This window comes from Flavicella sp., assembly GCF_037132785.1.
In the GTDB taxonomy this organism is placed as follows: Bacteria; Bacteroidota; Bacteroidia; order Flavobacteriales; family Flavobacteriaceae; genus Flavicella.
The window spans coordinates 1-21700 of sequence record NZ_JBAHZZ010000139.1; the positions used below are offsets into that span (position 1 = coordinate 1).

19 protein-coding genes and 1 pseudogene are annotated in these 21700 nt (G+C 31.9%); 6 read left to right on the top strand and 14 right to left on the bottom strand.

Features of this window, described 5'->3' with window-relative positions; genetic code table 11:
* From V5787_RS09165 to argS, 3 genes and pseudogenes are all read right to left on the bottom strand, one after another.
* A pseudogene (locus V5787_RS09165) lies at window positions 1-92 on the bottom strand (IS1595 family transposase); the annotation flags it as partial.
* 58 nt (window positions 93-150) lie between these two features.
* Window positions 151-1539, bottom strand: a complete 1389-nt coding sequence (gene lpdA / locus V5787_RS09170; RefSeq protein WP_336892939.1) for a dihydrolipoyl dehydrogenase — start codon at window positions 1537-1539, stop codon at window positions 151-153.
* A gap of 178 nt (window positions 1540-1717) precedes the next feature.
* Window positions 1718-3493, bottom strand: a complete 1776-nt coding sequence (gene argS, locus V5787_RS09175; protein WP_336892940.1) for an arginine--tRNA ligase — start codon at window positions 3491-3493, stop codon at window positions 1718-1720.
* A gap of 163 nt (window positions 3494-3656) precedes the next feature.
* Between argS and V5787_RS09180 the strand changes: the two genes are divergently transcribed.
* The 4 genes from V5787_RS09180 (at window position 3657) to V5787_RS09195 (ending at window position 5521) form a co-directional block, all read left to right on the top strand.
* The gene (locus V5787_RS09180; protein WP_336892965.1) at window positions 3657-4184 is read left to right on the top strand and encodes a YkgJ family cysteine cluster protein; all 528 of its coding nucleotides are present in this window, start codon (window positions 3657-3659) and stop codon (window positions 4182-4184) included.
* 430 nt (window positions 4185-4614) lie between these two features.
* The gene (locus V5787_RS09185) at window positions 4615-4866 is read left to right on the top strand and encodes a YtxH domain-containing protein (RefSeq protein WP_336892941.1); all 252 of its coding nucleotides are present in this window, start codon (window positions 4615-4617) and stop codon (window positions 4864-4866) included.
* Between the two features lie 14 nt (window positions 4867-4880).
* The gene (locus V5787_RS09190; protein ID WP_336892942.1) at window positions 4881-5192 is read left to right on the top strand and encodes a hypothetical protein; all 312 of its coding nucleotides are present in this window, start codon (window positions 4881-4883) and stop codon (window positions 5190-5192) included.
* A gap of 11 nt (window positions 5193-5203) precedes the next feature.
* On the top strand, window positions 5204-5521 hold the full coding sequence (locus V5787_RS09195; protein WP_336892943.1) for a hypothetical protein: 318 nt from the start codon (window positions 5204-5206) through the stop codon (window positions 5519-5521).
* A 339-nt stretch (window positions 5522-5860) separates the two neighbouring features.
* Here the strand turns inward: V5787_RS09195 and V5787_RS09200 are convergent, their stop codons facing one another.
* The gene (locus tag V5787_RS09200) at window positions 5861-7114 is read right to left on the bottom strand and encodes a DUF1343 domain-containing protein (protein ID WP_336892944.1); all 1254 of its coding nucleotides are present in this window, start codon (window positions 7112-7114) and stop codon (window positions 5861-5863) included.
* Between the two features lie 12 nt (window positions 7115-7126).
* Here V5787_RS09200 and V5787_RS09205 point away from each other — a divergent pair, with 12 nt between their 5' ends.
* Window positions 7127-8362, top strand: a complete 1236-nt coding sequence (locus tag V5787_RS09205) for an FtsX-like permease family protein (protein ID WP_336892945.1) — start codon at window positions 7127-7129, stop codon at window positions 8360-8362.
* Between the two features lie 308 nt (window positions 8363-8670).
* Here the strand turns inward: V5787_RS09205 and V5787_RS09210 are convergent, their stop codons facing one another.
* The 4 genes from V5787_RS09210 to gcvP all read right to left on the bottom strand — a co-directional run bounded on the left by V5787_RS09210 (window position 8671) and on the right by gcvP (window position 15619).
* Entirely contained in the window at window positions 8671-9693 is a 1023-nt protein-coding gene (locus V5787_RS09210) for a TlpA disulfide reductase family protein (RefSeq protein ID WP_336892946.1), read from the bottom strand.
* A gap of 91 nt (window positions 9694-9784) precedes the next feature.
* Window positions 9785-11413: a 2-oxo acid dehydrogenase subunit E2 gene (locus V5787_RS09215; RefSeq protein WP_336892947.1), complete on the bottom strand. Its 1629-nt coding sequence runs from the start codon at window positions 11411-11413 to the stop codon at window positions 9785-9787.
* 72 nt (window positions 11414-11485) lie between these two features.
* The gene (gene pdhA, locus V5787_RS09220; RefSeq protein ID WP_336892948.1) at window positions 11486-12493 is read right to left on the bottom strand and encodes a pyruvate dehydrogenase (acetyl-transferring) E1 component subunit alpha; all 1008 of its coding nucleotides are present in this window, start codon (window positions 12491-12493) and stop codon (window positions 11486-11488) included.
* A 279-nt stretch (window positions 12494-12772) separates the two neighbouring features.
* Window positions 12773-15619 (bottom strand): aminomethyl-transferring glycine dehydrogenase, encoded by a 2847-nt coding sequence (gene gcvP, locus V5787_RS09225; protein ID WP_336892949.1) that lies wholly within the window; start codon window positions 15617-15619, stop codon window positions 12773-12775.
* Window positions 15620-15809: 190 nt separating this feature from the next.
* Here gcvP and V5787_RS09230 point away from each other — a divergent pair, with 190 nt between their 5' ends.
* The gene (locus V5787_RS09230; RefSeq protein ID WP_336892950.1) at window positions 15810-16649 is read left to right on the top strand and encodes a hypothetical protein; all 840 of its coding nucleotides are present in this window, start codon (window positions 15810-15812) and stop codon (window positions 16647-16649) included.
* 44 nt (window positions 16650-16693) lie between these two features.
* On the opposite strand, the gene V5787_RS09235 is transcribed toward V5787_RS09230, so the two are convergent.
* From V5787_RS09235 to ftsH, 6 genes are read right to left on the bottom strand one after another with little or no spacing between them, the layout of a single operon-like run.
* Window positions 16694-17299: a YceI family protein gene (locus V5787_RS09235; protein WP_336892951.1), complete on the bottom strand. Its 606-nt coding sequence runs from the start codon at window positions 17297-17299 to the stop codon at window positions 16694-16696.
* Window positions 17300-17301: 2 nt separating this feature from the next.
* A complete protein-coding gene (locus V5787_RS09240; RefSeq protein ID WP_336892952.1) occupies window positions 17302-17568 on the bottom strand; it encodes an acyl-CoA-binding protein in 267 nt (88 codons plus the stop codon).
* A gap of 12 nt (window positions 17569-17580) precedes the next feature.
* A complete protein-coding gene (locus tag V5787_RS09245) occupies window positions 17581-18231 on the bottom strand; it encodes a phosphatidylserine decarboxylase family protein (protein WP_336892953.1) in 651 nt (216 codons plus the stop codon).
* A gap of 1 nt (window position 18232) precedes the next feature.
* Entirely contained in the window at window positions 18233-19024 is a 792-nt protein-coding gene (locus V5787_RS09250) for a phosphatidate cytidylyltransferase (protein ID WP_336892954.1), read from the bottom strand.
* A gap of 12 nt (window positions 19025-19036) precedes the next feature.
* Complete coding sequence (locus V5787_RS09255) at window positions 19037-19630, bottom strand: LUD domain-containing protein (protein ID WP_336892955.1); 594 nt, start codon at window positions 19628-19630, stop codon at window positions 19037-19039.
* 39 nt (window positions 19631-19669) lie between these two features.
* Window positions 19670-21691 (bottom strand): ATP-dependent zinc metalloprotease FtsH, encoded by a 2022-nt coding sequence (gene ftsH / locus V5787_RS09260; protein ID WP_336892956.1) that lies wholly within the window; start codon window positions 21689-21691, stop codon window positions 19670-19672.
* Between the last annotated feature and the right edge of the window lie 9 nt (window positions 21692-21700).

Below are 21700 nucleotides of genomic sequence, written 5' to 3' on the forward strand. Positions count from 1 at the left end.
CATTTTATTTTTGCCAAATAAGCTTTACATGATTCATCATTTGGCAGTTCTTTTATAAAACTCAGTATATTTTGACCTTGAAAAACATCCATATCTGTTATATTTAATGACACTAAGATACAGAAACTAAATGACTAACTCAGTAATATCTTATAAGTGAATCACTTCATCATAAGCATCTGCAACAGCTTCCATAACCGCTTCACTCATAGTAGGGTGAGGGTGGATTGTTTTTAACACTTCATGTCCAGTTGTTTCTAATTTACGTCCTAAAACTGCTTCTGAAATCATGTCTGTAACTCCAGCACCAATCATATGACATCCTAACCATTCTCCGTATTTGGCATCAAATATTACTTTTACAAAACCTTCTGTATGACCAGCAGCAGTAGCTTTTCCCGAGGCAGAGAATGGGAATTTCCCTACTTTAAGTTCATATCCAGCTTCTTTAGCTTTTGCTTCTGTCATACCAACAGATGCAATTTCAGGAAATGCATATGTACAACCTGGAACATTTCCATAATCGATAGCTTCCGTATGTAATCCTGCAATTTTCTCAATACAAGTAATTCCTTCAGCCGAAGCAACATGTGCTAAAGCTTGTCCAGGAACAACATCTCCAATAGCATAATAACCAGGGATGTTAGTTTGGTAGAAATCGTTTACTAAGATTTTATCTTTGTCTACAACGATACCTACATCTTCCAATCCGATATTTTCTATGTTAGATTTGATACCTACAGCAGATAATAAAATATCAGCTTCTAGTTTTTCTTCTCCTTTTTTAGTTTTTACCGTAGCAATAACTCCAGCACCAGAAGTATCAACAGACTCTACAGCAGAGTTTGTCATTACTTTGATTCCAGATTTTTTTAAAGATTTTTCGAATTGTTTAGAAACGTCAATATCTTCAACAGGTACAACATTTGGCATAAACTCAACGATTGTTACATCTGTACCCATTGAGTTGTAAAAATGTGCAAACTCAACACCGATAGCTCCAGAACCAACAACAATCATTTTCTTTGGTTGCTCAGGTAATGTCATTGCTTGACGGTATCCGATTACTTTTTTACCATCTTGAGGTAAGTTAGGTAATTCACGAGATCTAGCTCCCGTTGCAATGATGATATGATCTGCACTATATTCAGTAACAGTACCATCTTCAGTAGTAACATCAACTTTTTTACCAGTTTTTATTTTTCCAAATCCGTTGATAATGTCGATTTTATTTTTCTTCATTAAGAAGTTGATACCCTTGCTCATTCCTTCTGCAACACCACGACTTCTTTTGATAACTGCTTCAAAATCTTTATCAATAGCTTCAGCTTTTAAACCGTATTGGTCTACATGTTTTAAATAATCATATACCTGTGCGCTTTTTAATAAAGCTTTGGTAGGGATACATCCCCAGTTTAAACAGATTCCACCTAATTCGGCTTTTTCTACTACAGCAGTTTTAAATCCTAACTGTGAAGCTCTAATGGCCGTTACATAACCACCAGGTCCACTTCCAATAACTATTACGTCGTATTTCATTGTATATGATTTTTGTTTTCTTACTTTTTTAACCCTTATTTTACTAAGAATAGTCTTCTGACCCTTAATAAAGGGTATGCAAATTTAATAAATCTATATTTATTTTTACAATTCGAATTCTTTATTATGATAATAATAAATTATGACCTGTTAATTAGTTTATTCCTAAAAAAAGCTACTACATTCTTTCAGGAACATTGATTCCTAACAACTGAAATCCTGATTTGATAATTTCTCCAACCTTTTTCGATAATTGTGTTCTGAATATTTTTAAGTTTTCATCTTCACATCCTAATATATAAGAGCTTTGATAAAAAGAATTGTAACCTTTTACCAAGTCGTATGTATAGTTAGCAATCAAGGCAGGACTCTGGTTTTTTGAAGCCAATTGTACTGTTTCTGGGTACAATTGTATTTGTTTGATAACAGCTCTTTCTTTATCACTTATAGATATCGTGGATATAGGAGCAGTATAATCAAAATCAGATTTTCTTAAAATGGATTGAATTCGAGCATAGGTATATTGAATAAATGGACCTGTATTACCATTAAAATCAATAGATTCTTTAGGGTCAAATAAAATTCTCTTCTTAGGGTCTACTTTTAAAATATAATATTTTAAAGCTCCCATACCAATAATTCGATACAACTCTTCTTTTTCATCTTTAGAATATCCATCTAATTTTCCTAATTCTTGAGAGATTTCTCTAGCAGTAGTAGTCATTTCATTCATCAAGTCATCTGCATCAACCACGGTTCCTTCTCTAGATTTCATTTTACCAGAAGGTAAATCTACCATTCCATAAGATAAGTGATACATATTATTTGCCCAAGAGAACCCCAGTTTTTTAAGAATTAAGAATAGTACTTTAAAATGGTAATCTTGTTCGTTTCCAACGGTATAAGTAAGGGAATCTATATGATAATCTTTAAAACGTTTTATTGCCGTTCCAATATCTTGCGTTATATATACGGAAGTTCCGTCAGATCTTTGTACAATTTTTCTATCCAGTCCTTCATCGGTTAAATCTATCCAAACAGATTTATCTTTATCTTGTTCAAAAACTCCTTTAGTAAGACCTTCAGCAACAACATTTTTCCCTAAAATATAGGTATCACTTTCGTAATAATTTTTATCAAAATTTACGCCCAAGTTTTTATATGAAATTGCAAAACCGTCATAAACCCATTGGTTCATTTTTTTCCAAAGAGTTAGTACTTCTTCGTCACCAGCCTCCCATTTTAGCAACATTTCTTGTGCCTCTAATAATATAGGTGCTTGTTTTTTTGCTTCTTCTTCAGATTTTCCTTGTGTAATTAAATCGCTAATTTCTTTTTTGTAAGCTTTATCAAAAGCAACATAATAATTACCGACTAATTTATCTCCTTTGATTCCCGTAGATTCAGGGGTTTTTCCCTCACCATATTTTTTCCAAGCAAGCATACTTTTACAAATATGAATACCTCTGTCATTGATAATTTGAGTTTTGTAAACTTTTTTACCAGCAGCAGCAATAATATTTGACACAGAGAAACCTAATAAATTATTACGTACATGTCCTAAATGTAATGGTTTATTTGTATTAGGAGAAGAATATTCAACCATTACCGCTTTGTCCTCTGGGTTTGGTTTTACAATTCCAAAATTTTCAATTGTATAGATTGATTGGAAATCTTGGATAAAATATTCTTCAGAAATGATAAGATTTAAAAAACCTTTGACTACGTTAAAGTCATCAACGACATCAATATTTTCTTTTAAGTATGCTCCAATTTGTTCACCAATAGCTGCGGGGTTTCCTTTTAGAGTCCTTAATAATGCAAAAATCACTACGGTAATATCCCCTTCGAAATCCTTTTTGGTAGCCTGAAACTCTACGTTTTCTATTTCTTTACCAAAAATTTGAACTACAGCCTTCTTTACAGCACTGGTTAATATGTTTTGAATACTCATGTATATTGATGTTTTGAGCTGCAAATTTAAGAATAAATAAACATGGGTAAATAAATAATAAAGAAAAATATTATAGAGATTCTCAATGTGGTACAAAAAGGGTTTTTTACTGAGGCAATAAGCTTATCTTTACACAGAATTTAAGGATATGGTTATGACGGATATGGAGCAAAGGTTGGCAAATTTACATAAAGATGCTAGGGATATGGAAAAGGACACTAGAAAGTATTTTCAACGTCTTAAAAGACGTACTCCTAAAACCTTAGATTTAACAATGCGAGATTTACACGACGCAGAATTTGAAAAAACGGATTGTATGACCTGCGCAAATTGTTGTAAAACATCGAGTCCAATTTTTACTGAGAAAGATATTCAACGTATCTCTAAGCATTTTAGAATGAAAGAGGTGAAGTTTATCGAACAGTTTTTAGAACGCGATTCAGATGATTTTTATGTGCTTCAAGATGTTCCATGTCACTTTTTAGACGATAATGACAATAGTTGTACTATTTATGATGTACGCCCGAAAGCTTGTGGTGATTATCCACATACAAACCGAAAGAAATTTATTCAGATAACAGATCTGACTGTTAAAAATGCTGAAATTTGCCCAGCTACTTTTAATATTATTGAAAATTTGAAAAGGGTACTTCCATTAGGAGGAAAAGCGAGTCAGGAATCAAAATTTTAATCATCAGGTAATGGTTAATCAATTATTGAAGCGATCAATATTTTCTTTGTATGCTTTTAGAGATAATGTTTCTTGAAAATATTTTTTAGCGAAAAATTTTATAATAACTCACGATGAGCTTACTGCGTATTTTTGTTTGACCTTAGTCAGAGATTTGGATTATTATTTCTTTGAAAAGGAAAAAAGGTGTTTTGACAATTATGTTTTTAAGCGTCTTTTTTTATAACAAAAGTGATGTTATTTTTAAAAGAAAATAAGCGTTTTCAGTTTTTTAAAATTCGAATAAAAACAGATGTTGTTTTTGAATTGAATTTGACCACTATTCAAGTACAACCTAAGGAAATTATTTTAAATTATTTCAGTAATCTTTCAAATAATGGTTTTATTTGTTTTTTTCTAACTATTTTTGAAAGAACGAAAATTGAAAGTTATGAGTAATACTTCTAAATGGGTTACAGGATTGGTAATTGGACTGTTTGTAGGTGCGATTACAGGTGTGCTATTAGCGCCAAGTTCTGGAAAGGAAACTAGAGAAAGTCTCTTAAATAAAATAGATCTCTTAAAAGAAAAAATGAGCGACTTGATTGAAAGAGGAGGTGAGTACACTTCTGAAAAAGTTGATCTTATAAAAGCTAAAATTGCCGCTTTGGAAAAAAAACTCACCAAAAAAGAGACGGTTTAAATATATTTATTTAGATGAAAGAAGAACTGATTAAGTATATAGAGTTAAAAATTAGATACTACCGTTTTGAGGCAGTAGAAAAAATTGGAGACCTTAGAGCAAAGTTATTAGTAGATATTCTTATTTTATTCTTGTTTGCTTGTTTGTTGTTGTTTTTAGGTTTTACTACTGCCGTAGTGTTAAACGCTGTTTTTGATAGCACCTATTTAGGCTATGTGGTTGTAACTTTAGTTCTTTTGTTTTCGGTATTGATATTAGTATGGAAAAGGAAAACAATCATCTCTAAAATCAATCAAAATTATTTAGAGAATAATATTCCTTCTTAAATAATGAAATTATGAATAAATCTGAGTTTCATCTACAAAAAGCACTTTTAAAAACAGAAATCTTGATTCAAGAAAAAGTCGTAGAAGACAAATTTCGTGATACAACGAGCTTTCAAAATATTATTTTGACAATTGTTCCATCTATTGCCAAACAGATTATCCACATTCAAGGAAAGAAATTATTGGGTTCCTTTTTTGTGGTTTTGAATAGTCTTTTAGTTGATGTTTTGTTTGAATCTAAAAAAGTAATTGTGAATATTACCAATCTGGTAGATTTATTTAAAGATATAAGCTCTAAAGTGAAAGAAAAATCACATAAAAAAGAGTAGATGCTTTTGTGAATAATTCATCAGCAATTCTTCTGAGAATGCCTGTAATATTGATGATCAACATTTTTGTTTATTTCAGAGAGTTGAGATAAAAACAGAAGCCTTTTTCTTTATTAGTGTTTATTTTATATTGTGGTTCTTCTTTTAATTTATGTGAGGATATTTATAAGTTAGAGTTGTTTTACGCATTTAAAAGAGGTGAAATTAACATTGATATTAAATTTAAAATGCTATGTTACACACAGTTTTCTGTCGAAAATCACACAAACTGATATCTAATAATAGATTAAGAAATTACCAAAATCACAAAGAGTCTTGAATTCAAGAGTATCATTGTGTTTATTCATACATCACATATTTTTCCCGAACAAACTTGAATTTTTCAATTTCTGTTTTCCAAGAGTCTTCGATTTTTTTTGTAGGAAAATTGTTTTCGAGTTGTTTTCTTAAGGTTTTATTTCCTGCATGAATAGTAAAGGTTTTTCCAAAAAAAGCCTCTTTATTTGGGTAGAGATCATAAGCCTTTTTTAACCAAGAAATAGATACTTTATTGAGTCGATCTTCGTTTTTTAAATTAAACCCATAACAGACCATATTTTGATCTTTTGGGTGTTTACTGCCAAAATTAGCTTTTGGGCTATATGAAAAATTTGTCTTTTCAAATTTAGAGGAACCAAAACGTTGAAACTGAAATTCAGTACCTCTTCCTGCATTTATGGGGGTTCCTTCAAAAAAACCTAGACTAGGATATAAATTGATCGATTTTGAATTCGGTAGGTTCGGAGAGGGGAGAATGGGAAGGTTATACGTACTTTTATGAGTATAGTTTTTTAATGGAATTACTGTTAAATCACAAATTATTTTATTTTTCAACCACTGTTCTCCATTGATCATTTTGGCGTATTCTCCAATTGTCATTCCATAAACCAATGGCACTGGGTGCATACCAACAAAACTTTTGTATTTTATATTTAATGTAGGTCCATCTATATAATGAGCGTTTGGGTTGGGTCTATCCAAAACAATAAGAGGGATGTTGTTTTCAGCACAGGCTTCCATTACATAATGCAATGTTGAAATATAAGTATAAAAACGAACGCCAACGTCTTGAATATCGAATAGAACCATATCTATGGATTTGAGCTGTGCTGAACTTGGTTTTTTGTTTTTTCCATACAAAGAAATAATTGGAAGTCCTGTTTTTGTGTCTGTTCTATTGGCCACGTGTTCTGCGGCATCAGATTTCCCACGAAAACCGTGCTCTGGAGAAAAGACATTTGTAATATGTATATTTCTAGCCAACAAAGAATCTACAAGATGTGTATATAAAAGAGAGGACGAATTTTTAAAAATAACTGAGGTTTGATTGGCTACGATTGCTACTTTTTTGCTTTTTAGAAGATGGATATAGCTTTCTGTACTGTTGGCAGCTACAATAATTTCTGACTGACCATTACAGGCTGTTATGAAAAAAAATAAAACACCTATAATGATGTAATAACTAGATTGTAAAAAGTTCAATTTATTCTTTTTAAATTCTTTGATCAACCTACTAGAGACAACAGAATTATGTGTATTTTTGATTCTTAACATTATATTATAAATTTGAATTACGAATTATTTTTAGCAAAACGCTTTACTGCGTCAAAGAAACATAAAAGTAGCATATCGTCGCCAATAATAAAAATTGCAATTACAGCAATTTCGATTGGAATCGTAATGATGTTAGTTACTGTTGCTACAGGTGTTGGCTTGCAGCAAAGAATTCGTGAGAAAATCTCTGTTTTTAAAGGACATATTCAAATCATAAATTATGATAATAATTCCTCGGAAACAACACAAAACCCAATCTCAATAAATCAAGATTTTTACCCTGATTTCTCTAATTTAAAAGAAGTTATTCATGTACAACCATTTGCTACAAAAGCGGGAATTATTCGTACAGAAAAAGATTTTGAAGGTGTCGTTTTAAAAGGAGTATCAATAGATTATGATTGGTCTGGTATCGGTGAGTATTTGATTGAAGGAAAACTGCCCGTATTTACTAAAGAAACTAGTACAGAAGTATTGATTTCAAAAATTGTATCGGATCGACTTGGGATTTTGGTTGATGATAAGTTTGATATGTATTTTATCAAAGATAATTCGGCGAGATTACCAAATAGACGTGTGTTTACAGTAAGCGGAATTTACAATTCAGGATTTAAAGAGTTTGATGAGAGTTTTGTTTTGGGTGATATCAAACACATTCAAAAATTAAATAAATGGAAGGAAAATCAGGTCGGTGGTTTTGAGGTGTTTGTAGATGATTTTTCTAAAATCAATGAAACTGGATTAGACATATACAAACAAATTGATCCTATGTTAAATAGTTTGACTTTAGTGGAGTTATTTCCTGCTATTTTTGAATGGTTAAAGTTATTTGATATAAATATTGCGATCATAATTGGAATTATGGTATTGGTTGCAGGAATCAATATGATCACAGCTTTATTAGTATTGATTTTAGAACGCACTCAAACTATCGGGGTTTTAAAAGCTTTGGGGAGTACGAATTGGAGTATTCGGAAACTATTTTTATATAATGCGTCCTATTTAATTTTTAGAGGCTTGTTAATAGGTAATATTATTGGTCTTACTTTACTTTTTATTCAGAAATACTTTGCAATAATTAAATTAAACCCAGAGACTTATTATGTAAGTAGTGCACCTGTAAGTATTAATTTATGGCAGGTATTAGCATTGAATATCGGGACTTTGGTATTGTGTTTATTGATGTTATTGATTCCTTCTTATATCATCACAAAAATAAGTCCAGCAAAAGCCGTTAAATTTGAGTAGTTGAATTTATAGAAGGTGTAAAGTTATTGAAAACTGTTGTTTTGAACTGTTTCTATACAAAGATTTTTTACTAATCAATTTATTGTTTTATAATTTTTTTGGACTTTCTATATTTTGGATACAGTAGGATATAGCTCTCCTAAAGCATGAGTCATTTTGAATTTTCCCTTTTATTTTTCATCGACGTTTAAAACACAAAAAAAGAAGAGTAGAAATTTTTGTTTTCTACTCTTCTTTAATAAGTTTTTTCTCTTAGCACCACTTATCTATTGTTTTCTGAACGTGTGGAGCTTTTATTTTAAAAAGGTTTACAAACCAAGATCAGCAAACATAGCTGTTAATCTTGGGTCTGAAGGTCGAGGAGCGTTTGCTTCAACGATATTCCCTTGTGGATCAATTAAGATAAAACGAGGAATTCCAGATATTTTATAAGCTCTTGAAAAAGATTGATCTCCATCAGCAAACAACTGAACACCAGTCATTTTTTTATCCGAAATCATTTGTTTCCAAGTGTTTTTTAAATTTTGTTTATCAATAGAGATACTTACAAATTCAATGTTTTTATCATGATAATTTTCTTCTAAGGTCTGTAAAAAAGGAATTTGCTGTATACAAGGTCCACACCAAGTAGCCCAAACATCTATATATACATATTTTCCTCTGAAATCTTCTAAAGAATTTTTTCCTCCCTTATAGTTTTCATAACCGCTAAATTTTGGAGAAGGACTTCCTTTACTAGTACTAGTGCTTTTAAGTAAATTGTGTTGTTCAGTATAGTTTTCGGTTAATGTTGTATACAATTCTTCATTGCTTTTCAATTCTGCTTTTGCAAAAGCAGAATCTAAATCTGGGTATTTTTTCAATAAGGCATCAAAAGTAGATTTAGCTTTTCCTAATTTTTCATCAAAAGCATCTTTTTCTAAATTAAAATATTCAGGAATGTTCATGAATTCACTTCCTATTTCTATTTTTTCTTTGATGTAATTTGTGTTTTGGGCTCCATCTCCTTTAAATTTAAAATCATCACCATCAATTGTTAATTCAATGTCAAACCCATTTTGAATAAACGAAAAGGTTCCGTTTTGTCCAATAGAAATTCCGTAAAAGTTTTCTTCATAAGAAGCTAAATCTTTTACGTTTTTAAGGTGTAAAGTATCTTTGAAGTGACCTTTAGAGTCGATGGTTATTTTTTTATTATAGGTTTCGTTTTCAATGGTAAGTATGGTTTCTGTATTGTTTATAACGGTACCAGAAACGGTCAAAAAGTTGTTCTTTTCATTAGAGCATGAAAGGAAAACAATTGCAGTCAATACCAGTAATATTTTATTCATTGTCTTGGGTTTTATTATTATAGAATTTCAAATATACAATATCTAGATGAACTTAAAATTTATAAATTATAGATTTTATATCAACAAGTTGTTAGGCCAACATGGTAACAGGGCTTTCAAGATAAAGCTTTACTGTATTCATAAAGGCAGCACCTATAGAGCCATCAATAGTTCTGTGGTCACAAGCTAATGTTAAGTTCATGATGTTTCCAATAACAATTTCGCCGTCTTTTATAACAGGCTTTTGTTTGATCCCTCCTACAGATAAAATTGCAGAATTAGGCTGGTTGATAATAGATGTAAAATTATCTACACCAAACATTCCTAAGTTAGAAACGGTAAAAGTTGAACCAGACATTTCATCGAGTGATAATTTTTTTGTTTTTGCTTTGATTGCAAGATCCTTAACTTCAGCTCCAATTTGAGTTAAACTCTTAGTGTCTGTAAAAGGAATAACAGGAACTACTAAACCATCTTCAATGGCAACAGCAACACCAATACTGATGTGGTTGTTGTAGATTGTTTTATCTTCCGTCCACTGTGTATTAATTTGCGGATGAGATTTTAGCGCCATAGCACAAGCTTTAAGAACTAAATCGTTAAATGAAATTTTAGTATCAGGAATTGCATTGATCTCTTTACGAGAAGCTATTGCATTATCCATATTGATGTCCATTCCGATTGTAAAGTTTACAGCGGTGGTTTGTGAGTTATCCAAAGCTCTTACAATTGCTTTACGCATTTGAGAATTTTTCACTTCTGTTTGACTTACTTCACCAGTAGGAGCAGCAGTAACAGTAGCAGGAGTAACAGAAATAACTACATCTATAAAGTTTTCAATATCAGTTTTAACAATTCTTCCACCTTCACCAGTACCAACAACTTTAGCAAGGTTGATTCCTTTTTCTTCAGCCAATGATTTCGCTAAAGGAGAAGCAACGATTCTTCCATTTTCAGACTTGATATTGCTAACTGTTTTAGTGGCGCTTGCCGTTTTTCCAATTGCTTGTTTAGGGGCAGCTTTCTTTTCTGGTACAGGTGCAGCATCAAGTTTTGGAACTTCAGCAGTAGGAGTTACGGTTTCGTTACCTTTTACTTTGAACGAAGATGCTATTGCAGAAACATCAGTTCCTGCAGGACCGATAATTGCTAATAAACTATCTACGGGAGCTGTTTCTCCTTCTTGTAAACCTATATATAATAAAGTACCTTCGTTAAAAGATTCAAATTCCATTGTAGCTTTGTCAGTTTCAATTTCTGCAAGAATATCTCCTTCAGTAATTTCATCACCAATTTTAGTCAACCATGAAGCAACAGTACCGTCAGTCATAGTATCACTCAAACGAGGCATAGTAACAACAGTAACTCCTTCAGGAATTACAGCGGTAGCTGCTGGGGTAGTTTCAGTTTGTTCAGCGACAGTAGGCTCTTCAGCAGCAACTTCTTCAGTACCACCAGAAAGTAAAGCAGAAAAATCTTCTCCTTCATCTCCAATAATAGCCAATAAGGTATCTACAGGTGCTGATTCACCTTCTTGTAATCCAATATGTAATAAATAACCTTCTTCAAAAGATTCAAATTCCATTGTCGCTTTGTCAGTTTCAATTTCAGCAAGAATATCTCCTTCTTCAATTTTATCACCCACAGCTTTTAACCATTTAGCAACGACACCTTCAGTCATTGTATCACTTAAACGGGGCATTGTAATAATTTGTGCCATTTCTTTTTAGTTATATGTTATAAATTTTGAACTTTAAATTTAAGTTATTAACCTAAATGTTTTTGATCTAAATTAATTTTCTTTATTAAGAGGTTTGATAAATGGGTAGTTTTCTTGATCGTAAACCATATCGTATAATTGTTGTACTTCAGGATATGGAGATTCATCAGCGAATTTTTCACACTCAATTACCTTCTTTTTAACATCTAATTCAATTTGTTTAATTTCATCTTCTGTCAAATACTTGTTTTCTTTGATGATATCCAATATTTGCGTGATAGGATCAATTTTCTTGTAATCAGCAACTTCATCTTTTGTACGATAATGTTGAGCATCAGACATAGAGTGACCTCTATATCGGTAAGTTTTCATTTCTAAGAAAGTTGGTCCATCACCTCTACGAGCTCTTTCCATTGCTTCGTCCATAGCTTCTGCTACTTTAATAGGGTTCATTGCATCAACAGGACCAGAAGGCATTTCATATCCTAAACCTAGCTTCCAAATATCTTGATGGTTTGCTGTACGTCCTACAGAAGTTCCCATTGCATATCCGTTATTTTCAACAATAAATACTACAGGTAATTTCCATAACATAGCCATGTTAAACGTTTCGTGTAAAGATCCCTGACGAGCAGCGCCATCACCAAAACAACAGATTGTTACAGCTCCTGTATTGTGATATTTATCACCAAAAGCCATACCAGCACCTAAGGGAATTTGACCCCCTACAATACCATGCCCTCCATAAAATCCTTTTTCTTTAGAGAATATATGCATAGATCCTCCCATTCCATGAGAAGTACCAGTTACTTTTCCATACAATTCAGCCATTATCCTTTTAGGGTCAACCCCCATACCAATTGGTTGAACGTGATTCCTGTAAGCAGTAATCATTTTGTCTTTTGAAAGATCCATTACATGTAAAGATCCTGCTAAAATAGCCTCTTGACCATTGTATAAATGTAAAAAACCTCTTACTTTTTGTTGAATGTATACTGCAGCTAATTTGTCTTCAAATTTTCTCCAGAACAACATGTCCTTGTACCAATTGATGTATGTTTCTTTTGTAATTTCCTTCATGATGAATTTTAATAAGTATTCAAAGTGTGACAGCAAAAATAACATATTACAGGTTCATATTGAAGTATTCTTATTACTTTTTTTGATGTTGAGCATCATAACTTTGAATATGACAATTTTTGACTATTAAAAACAAAAAAGCCAAACATTTTAGTTTGGCTTTTTTTGAAATTTACAATTTGTAAATTGTTTTTTAACAGAATTAAGAAACGTATGAATCGTAATTTGTTCTGTTTTCTGAAGATTATTATAGAAATTTAAAATAATGAAAAATCATTACTATATATAATCTTCGATTGGCGCACAGGAACAAATTAAATTACGATCTCCAAATGCATCATCTACACGTCTAACAGAAGGCCAAAATTTATTATCTGTAATTGATTCCATAGGGAAAGCAGCTTGCTTTCTACTGTATTTAAAACTCCAAGAATCATCGGTAAGCATTTGTTGGGTGTGTGGTGCATTTTTTAAGATGGAATCAGTATCATGATTGTCTTGTGCATCTATTTCAGTTTTAATACAAAGTAAAGCTGCAATAAAATTATCTAATTCGCTTTTAGATTCACTTTCTGTAGGTTCTATCATTAAAGTTTCTGCTACAGGGAAAGAAACAGTAGGAGCGTGGTAACCATAGTCCATTAAACGTTTGGCAATGTCAACAACTTCAATTCCCTTTTGTTTAAAACCTCTGAAATCTACAATCATTTCATGAGCACAGAATCCGTTTTCTCCAGTGTACAGTATATCATAGGCTTCTTCTAAGTTCTTCTTGATGTAATTGGCATTCATAATCGCATTTTCTGTAGCTTTTTTCAGACCATTAGCACCAAGCATTTTGATGTAACCATATGAGATTAGCAAGACTAAAGCTGAGCCCCAAGGAGCTGAAGAGACAGAGGTAATTGGATTTTGACCTCCAGTTGATATTACTGGGTTTGATGGTAAAAAAGCAGCCAAGTGTTCTACAACACAAATTGGTCCTACTCCGGGTCCACCACCACCATGTGGAATGGCAAAGGTTTTATGTAGATTTAAATGGCAAACATCCGCTCCAATGGTCGCAGGATTTGTCAATCCTACTTGTGCGTTCATATTGGCACCATCCATATAAACCTGTCCTCCATTGTCGTGAATTAATTTTGTAATTTCTTTGATTCCACTTTCAAAAACACCATGTGTAGATGGGTAAGTAACCATTAAGGCAGAAAGTTTGTCTTTGTGTAAAAGAGCTTTTTCTTTTAAATCTTCGAAATCTATATTTCCTTCAGTTGTTGCTTTGGTAACAACGACTTTCATCCCTGCCATCACTGCAGATGCAGGATTGGTTCCATGAGCAGAGGAAGGAATTAAACAAATGTTTCTATGGTGATCTCCTCTTGATTCATGATAGGCTTTAATGACTAATAATCCAGTATATTCTCCTTGTGCTCCAGAGTTAGGTTGTAAGGACGTGGCATAAAAACCTGTAATTTCATTTAAGTCTTTTTCTAATTGTCTAAAGATTTCTTGATAACCTTCTACCTGTTCTATAGGAACAAAAGGATGTATGTTTGTCCAGTTAGCCCAACTTAAAGGGAACATTTCAGAAGCCGCATTCAATTTCATCGTACATGACCCCAAAGGAATCATTGAATGATTTAAAGAGAGATCCTTTCTTTCTAGTTTTTTGATATAACGCATCATTTCCGTTTCAGAGTGATAGCTATTAAAAACAGGATTTTCCAAAAACTTGGATGTTCTAGATAGGTTCTGAGGGATTGAAACTTGTGAATTAATGGAAGTTACTTCAGTAAAAATCTTATTTTCTGATTTAGCGATAATTTTAACAATTTCGTTTATATCAGCTAAAGTTGTTGTCTCATTCAAAGAGATACTTACTGTTTTTTTGTCAGTATAATAAAAGTTTACATGTAACAATTCTGCATTGTCTTTTATTGTTTGGATATTGCTAATTTGGATATTTAATGTATCAAAAAAGGTTTTGTTGATTTGAAAGATACCTAACTTAGTAAGTTCATCATGTAAGGTATAGGTCAATTGGTGAATTTTATTTGCAATATATTTCAATCCATTTGGTCCGTGATATACACCATACATCCCTGCCATAACGGCTAATAATACTTGAGCAGTACAAATATTAGAGGTTGCTTTTTCTCTTTTAATATGTTGTTCCCTAGTTTGTAAAGCCATGCGAAGTGCACGATTTCCATTTGCATCTTTGGTAACACCAATAATACGTCCAGGAATATTTCTTTTGTAAGTCTGCTTGGTAGCAAAATATGCAGCGTGTGGACCACCGTAGCCCATTGAAATTCCAAAACGTTGTGTTGTTCCTACAACTACATCTGCTCCCCACTCTCCTGGAGGAATTAATATAGAAAGACTCAACAAATCTGCTGCCACAGCCACCCTAACTTCTTTTTTATTTGCGGATTTCACAAACTTAGAATAATCTAATACTAGCCCGTTTTTCCCTGGATATTGTACTAAAGCACCAAAGAATTTTTCGTTAAATTCAATTTCTTCATGATTTCCAATCACTAGATCAATACACAATGGAGCTGCTCTTGTTTTTAAAACATCTATGGTTTGAGGAAGTACATTATTCGAAACAAAAAACTGCATGGAATTGTTCTTTTTCTGTTTTTTAGAGCGAGTATTATAAAGCATAATCATCGCTTCAGCTGCAGCAGTTCCTTCGTCTAACAAAGAGGCATTTGCCAATTCCATTCCTGTTAGTTCAACAACCATGGTTTGGTAATTTAACAAGGCCTCTAACCTCCCTTGAGCAATTTCTGCTTGATAAGGAGTGTAGGCAGTGTACCATCCGGGATTTTCAAGAATATTTCTTTGAATAACACCCAGTGTAATTGTAGGATGATATCCTAAACCTATATAGTTTTTAAATAATTTATTTCGAATAGACAGTTCATGTATATGTGCTAAATATTCTTGCTCACTCATGGCTTTGTCGAGATTCAATCCTTTTGATAATAATATATCGTTGGGTATCGTTTTCTTAATCAACTCGTCCATGGAGTCTACACCAATTGTACTAAGCATTTCTTGTACATCTGTACCTCTTGGACCAACATGTCTTGCAACAAAAGAATCTGTCTTCATTCTAAAAAAATATGAATTATTGTATGAAATTATTAGGCAAAAATAATTATAATTAAAGGAACAAAAGCCCATTTAGTCATATTTTGTTAACTAAAAAAAGAAGTTTATCAACAATAATTATTTTATAGTTAATGAACATTCTTTTGAATTTACTTAAGTTAAACCTTAGATTAAATACTATTTTTGATTTGTGAAATTGATAAAGAAAATTTTTGAATTTTATGTCTATAGCAATCTTCATGTATCTATTGCTATTTGGTCATTGTCTATGATAACTGGAAGTTATTTTGGAGTAGAGGCTAGGTCCGCATCTTTGTTTATAGGGATTTCAACTTTTGTCTCTTATAATGGAATTCGTTTTTTTAAATACAAAACAGCCTTGTTGAAGAAAGAAATGCATGTTTGGTTTTCCAAAAATTCAATATTACTTGTAATATTGAATAGTTTATTGATAATTCAACTTATTCAGTTTGTCATTAAACTGAGTGCTATAGAATTGAAAATATTGTTTCCTTTTATCGTTTTTACCCTCCTATATATGCTTCCTTTTATGAAGTTTAATGGGCAAAGATATAGTTTGAGAAAAATTCCAGGGTTTAAGATTTTTTGTATTGGAATATCATGGGCAGGATTAATAACGTTTTTTCCTCTGGTTAATCATTTTGAATTAAAAGGAACAGGAATTTCACTGTTTTTTATGCAGCAATTTTTATTTATTGTGGTTTTAATATTGCCCTTTGATATTAGAGATATGGATTTTGATGCGGAAGATTTAAAAACAATTCCTATGGTTTTAGGGGTGAAATGGTCAAAAAGAATAGCGATGATATTATTGCTAATTGTTAATGTGGTTTCAGTCTGTGTTTTTGAAGATAAAGAAGTTGTAGTGCTGTTCTTAATGAGTTTGTTATTAGGGGGTTTTGTTTGGTGTTCAAAGAGAAATCAATCCAAATATTATGCCTCATTTTGGGTAGAAGGAATACCTATAATATGGTTGGTATTGTTGTTTTTAATTGATTTTTTGATATAAAAAAAGCCATTCGTTAGAATGGCTTTTTGTGTTCTTATCCTTTTTTATTTGAAATAGACTGAAATATCTATAGCAACGTCACTCCAAGTTTTACTAATTCCATCGGGACCTTTGTGTAGTGTCAAACAGGTATTATTGATAGACTCAATAGCAGCTTGTGCTTGCCATGTATTTGTGTTCATGTTCGTTTTAATTTCAATAGATTTTTCTGTAACAGAATATGAAAAAGGTAATTTCTCAACAATGCCATTCATAGAAAAATCTACATAACCAGAAGTAGTATCAGTGATGTGAATTACACCGGATAAAATTTCTGTATTTTTCATAACTCCAAAGAAGAATGTTTTTAACTTATTGTCCCTATCTGGGTTGTCTGAAAAAAGACTGCTTACTGGTATTGAAAAGCTAATGCCGTCTAATGCTTCAGAATAAGTTTTTCCTTTAGTGTTTTGAGTGATTTTTAATTGAGTGAATTTTCCCTTGACAGGTACTTTGTCGGTTGTTTTATATGCAGTCCAGTTAATTTCAGTTTTGTTTGCATCAACGGTAAATCCTTGGGCTGTTTTGTTCTCTTTTGAGTCCTTCTTTTTACAAGATACTGTACTTAGGGAGATTGTTAATACTAGAAGGGTAATAATGATTTTTTTCATAATTAGTTTGAGTATTTATTTACGAGTTCAACATATTCTTTTTTAGCCTCATCAGCACTAATTCCTCTTAATTGCATCCAAGCATTAAATTTAAAGCCATTTCGTACGTCGAAATTGGTGTTGAAAGAAAAATTATCTCCTGAGGTAGCTTGTTTGTAATAGGCATAAAATAATAACATTATATCTTGTGGAAGTGGTGTCTTCATTGAAGATGCTTTTGCATATGCTTTTTTAAAATCGCTATGTAGTTTTTCTTTTTCTACATTCATTCATTTTTGTTTTTAGAGAGTAGCAATGATATTATGAGCTCCTTTAACTACATCATTTAATTCAACTTTTATTTTTGAATTTAAAGGTAAGAATAAATCTACTCTCGAACCAAATTTAATAAATCCAGCATCAGTGCCTTGCACAACTTGCATATCTTTTTTAGCATAGTTTACAATTCTTCTTGCAAGAGCACCAGCAATTTGACGATAAAGAACCTCTCCAAACACTGAGTTTTCAATAACAACTGTAGTTCTTTCGTTTTCTTGTGATGCTTTGGGGTGCCAAGCAACTAAATATTTTCCTGGGTGGTATTTGCTAAATTTCACAATTCCACTCAAACCATATCTTGTAACATGTACGTTTAATGGAGACATAAAAATAGAAACTTGAATTCTTTTATCTTTAAAGTATTCGGATTCAAACACTTCTTCTATTACAACTACTTTACCATCTACTGGCGCAACTATGTGCTTGTGATTAGGAATAGTTTTTCTACTCGGGTTTCTGAAAAACTGTAGGATACTAACAAGTAAAAATAACAGCGAAAAATATAAGATGTATTGTAGCCAAGCGATACTGATAAAATAATCTACTAATAAAAAACCTGATGCTACTATTATAGCAGTGATTGCAATACTTGTATTTCCTTCTTTATGAAACATTTTATGTAATAAATTTTAAATATAAATAGATGAACGGTGCTACAAATATAATACTATCCAAGCGATCTATAATACCACCATGACCAGGAATAATATTTCCGGTATCCTTAACTCCTGTTTGTCTTTTAAACATGGAGGCTATTAAATCTCCAACAACTCCAAATATACTTGTCAAAACACCTAATATTATCCATTGATACGGAAGTAGTATGGTGAATTTAAATGAAATTAAAAAAGAGATAATCATGGTTGCTAGTACTCCTCCAATAAAACCTTCGATTGTTTTTTTTGGAGAAACCCTCTCTAATAGTTTAGTTTTACCAATGGTAACCCCTGTTAAATAAGCAAATGTGTCATTTGACCAAATTAGTATAAATACTCCAAGAATTAAGACGGAATCATAGTTGTTTGTTTGATTTGTATAAGGTATTTTGACAATAAAAATATAACTAATACAAGTATAAACAATACATAATAAAAAGTTACCTAATTCTTTAATAGCATCAGATTTTTTATCAAATAAATGTTTGATAAAAACAATTAATACGATAAGAACACTTAAGGTATCTGTATATATCGTAGACAATTCCCAATTTGGAAATATGGAGGAACAAAATATTGAAATACTAAGAAGATAAGGTTCAATACCTTTTATCTCTAGCATTTTCGAAAACTCAAAAATACTGATTAGCATAAAAATAAAAAACAATGCTAAAAAAGCATTTGCATTGAATAAAATGGCGAATACAAGTATTGATACAAAAACAGCACCTGAAATTGCCCTAGTAAGCATATTGTTCATAGGTTAGAAATCTTCAAATAAGAGCAAATATAAATTTTTTGAATTGCTATTGGGGGTAGAAATGAAATTATCTTTATCGTTTTCGGGAGTGAAACTCTTTATAGCACTAATGTTGGTAGGAATATTTTCCATGTAGTTGTTTTTAATACCCGAAAGACTTTGTCCCATATCTTTAACTAACTGGCTTGTTTTAGCAAATACAATAAAATTATTTGATAGTTCATGAAGTTTTTTTTCTTTTATTTGATGAGAACAGAATAATACACTTCCAGAATCCGAAATTATATGTTCACAGCTAGTAAAAACAGGAGCAGATTTATTTATGTCAAAGCTAATGTCTATTGATAAAGAATCCGTATACTTAGCCAAGTTTTTTTCATCCAAACAGGTGATATTCTTCCACTGATTTTCATCAAGGATTTCTATGAGGTTTTGAATTACTTCTTCAGCAGAAGTACAGTATAAAAATTTACCACCTTTATCGATGAAATTATGAACAAATAAGTCGTCTAAAGAAAGGTTTACTTCCTGTTTTTGGAGTGCATCTTCGTTAGAGGGCTTAGGTTTGTTGGAAAATAATTTTTTTAAAAAATTCATTCTCGATATATTGTATTCTTTGTTCTAAAATGAGGTCAATTACTCTGTTACTTTATTGTTTTCTTGAACGCTGTCTTCACTAGGACTATCAGTAGTTTCTTCAATAACTTCAGTATTCTCTGTTTTAGCCAATTCAATTGGTTCAAAAGGTCTTTCTCCGAAAATTTGAACAAGATCATCTTTAAAAATCACCTCTTTTTCAAGAAGTTTTTCTGCAAGAGTAATTAATTTGTCCTTATTTTCGGTAAGTATTGTAATAGCTCTTTGATATTGTTCTTCTATGATATTAGAAATTTCTTCATCTATAATTTTAGCAGTTTCCTCACTATATGGTTTAGAAAAGCTGTATTCGCTTTGTCCTGAAGAATCGTAATAAGTAATGTTTCCTATTCTTTCATTTAATCCGTACACACTTACCATTGCTTTTGCTTGGCGTGTTACTTTCTCTAAGTCGTTTAATGCACCTGTAGAAATTTTATCGAACATAACCCTTTCTGCTGCTCTACCGGCTAGGGTTGCACACATTTCATCTAACATTTGTTCGGTTTGAACAATCATTCTTTCTTCTGGTAAATACCAAGCAGCACCTAAAGATTGTCCTCTAGGAACGATCGTAACTTTTACTAAGGGAGCAGCATGTTCTAGCATCCAACTAGCAGTTGCGTGTCCTGCCTCGTGATAAGCGATGGTTTTCTTTTCTTTAACAGAAATTATTTTATTCTTCTTTTCTAATCCACCTATGATTCTATCAACAGCATCCAAGAAATCTTGATTGTGAATTTCGGTATTTCCTTTACGAGCAGCAATTAAAGCAGATTCATTACAGAGATTAGCAATATCAGCTCCTGAAAAACCAGGAGTTTGTTGTGAAAGGAAATCGGCAATTACGTCTTTCCCTAATTTTAAAGGTTTCATGTGAACCTCAAAAATAGCCTTACGTTCATTTAAATCTGGTAAATCAACAAATATTTGTCTGTCAAATCTTCCGGCACGCATTAATGCTTTGTCTAAAACATCTGCACGGTTTGTTGCTGCTAATACAATAACATTGGTATCAGTCCCGAAACCATCCATTTCAGTTAATAACTGGTTCAATGTGTTCTCTCTTTCGTCATTACCTCCAGTCATATTATTTTTTCCACGTGCACGTCCAATAGCATCGATCTCATCGATGAAAATTATGGAAGGAGATTTCTGTTGTGCTTGCTTAAATAGATCTCTTACACGAGAGGCACCAACTCCAACAAACATTTCAACAAAGTCAGATCCAGATAAAGAAAAGAATGGAACTCCAGCTTCACCTGCAACGGCTTTTGCCAATAAGGTTTTACCAGTACCTGGAGCCCCTATTAATAGTGCTCCTTTAGGTATTTTACCTCCTAATGATGTATATTTTTCTGGAGTTTTCAAAAAGTCAACAATTTCTTGAACTTCTTCTTTCGCTCCATGTAATCCTGCTACATCTTTAAATGAAATTTTTACTTTTGAGTTTTCATCAAATAATTTAGCCTTTGATTTTCCAATATTGAAAATTTGACCTCCAGCGCCACCTCCAGCACCACCTCCAGACATTCTTCGCATAAAGAAAATCCATAAACCTATGATAAAAATAAAAGGTAAGTAAGATAATAGTGAGTCGAATAAATCAGTTTGTTCATCGTTTAATTTATCGAAATCTAAATTATTTTCAGTTTTACTCGTTTCTAGCTTTTTCTCGAAATTCTGTAAGTCACCAAAGTTATATTCGAACATTGGCGCATTTTTGTTAAATAAGTTTGAAGAAGTTCGTTTAGTGTATTCTTCTTTAGACAAAGCTTCCTCTTTAATGTAAAGCTGAGCAATATTTCTGTTGATAATAACAATTTTAGAAATATCATTACTCATCAAAATACTCTCAAATTTGTTTTGAGATATTTCTTTTTGGGTAAGGTTTTCACTGTTTAAAAATTGGAAAACAACAAATAACACAAACATGGCTCCATAAATCCAATAAAAATTAAATTTAGGTTTAAAGTTTGAATCTTTAAGAATATTCTTTTTTTTGTTTTTTGTAGTAGACATAGTGTGTTA

Excerpts from the sequence above, each read along its gene's own strand:
- V5787_RS09190 (WP_336892942.1), top strand. The coding sequence starts at position 4,881 with ATGAAAGAAGAACTGATTAAGTATATAGAGTTAAAAATTAGATACTAC.
- V5787_RS09255 (WP_336892955.1), bottom strand. The coding sequence starts at position 19,630 with ATGAATTTTTTAAAAAAATTATTTTCCAACAAACCTAAGCCCTCTAAC.
- pdhA (WP_336892948.1), bottom strand. The coding sequence starts at position 12,493 with ATGAAGGAAATTACAAAAGAAACATACATCAATTGGTACAAGGACATG.
- V5787_RS09185 (WP_336892941.1), top strand. The coding sequence starts at position 4,615 with ATGAGTAATACTTCTAAATGGGTTACAGGATTGGTAATTGGACTGTTT.
- V5787_RS09215 (WP_336892947.1), bottom strand. The coding sequence starts at position 11,413 with ATGGCACAAATTATTACAATGCCCCGTTTAAGTGATACAATGACTGAA.
- V5787_RS09245 (WP_336892953.1), bottom strand. The coding sequence starts at position 18,231 with ATGTTTCATAAAGAAGGAAATACAAGTATTGCAATCACTGCTATAATA.
- V5787_RS09210 (WP_336892946.1), bottom strand. The coding sequence starts at position 9,693 with ATGAATAAAATATTACTGGTATTGACTGCAATTGTTTTCCTTTCATGC.
- lpdA (WP_336892939.1), bottom strand. The coding sequence starts at position 1,539 with ATGAAATACGACGTAATAGTTATTGGAAGTGGACCTGGTGGTTATGTA.
- V5787_RS09240 (WP_336892952.1), bottom strand. The coding sequence starts at position 17,568 with ATGAATGTAGAAAAAGAAAAACTACATAGCGATTTTAAAAAAGCATAT.
- V5787_RS09180 (WP_336892965.1), top strand. The coding sequence starts at position 3,657 with ATGGAGCAAAGGTTGGCAAATTTACATAAAGATGCTAGGGATATGGAA.
- argS (WP_336892940.1), bottom strand. The coding sequence starts at position 3,493 with ATGAGTATTCAAAACATATTAACCAGTGCTGTAAAGAAGGCTGTAGTT.
- V5787_RS09235 (WP_336892951.1), bottom strand. The coding sequence starts at position 17,299 with ATGAAAAAAATCATTATTACCCTTCTAGTATTAACAATCTCCCTAAGT.
- gcvP (WP_336892949.1), bottom strand. The coding sequence starts at position 15,619 with ATGAAGACAGATTCTTTTGTTGCAAGACATGTTGGTCCAAGAGGTACA.
- V5787_RS09250 (WP_336892954.1), bottom strand. The coding sequence starts at position 19,024 with ATGCTTACTAGGGCAATTTCAGGTGCTGTTTTTGTATCAATACTTGTA.
- ftsH (WP_336892956.1), bottom strand. The coding sequence starts at position 21,691 with ATGTCTACTACAAAAAACAAAAAAAAGAATATTCTTAAAGATTCAAAC.
- V5787_RS09195 (WP_336892943.1), top strand. The coding sequence starts at position 5,204 with ATGAATAAATCTGAGTTTCATCTACAAAAAGCACTTTTAAAAACAGAA.
- V5787_RS09200 (WP_336892944.1), bottom strand. The coding sequence starts at position 7,114 with ATGTTAAGAATCAAAAATACACATAATTCTGTTGTCTCTAGTAGGTTG.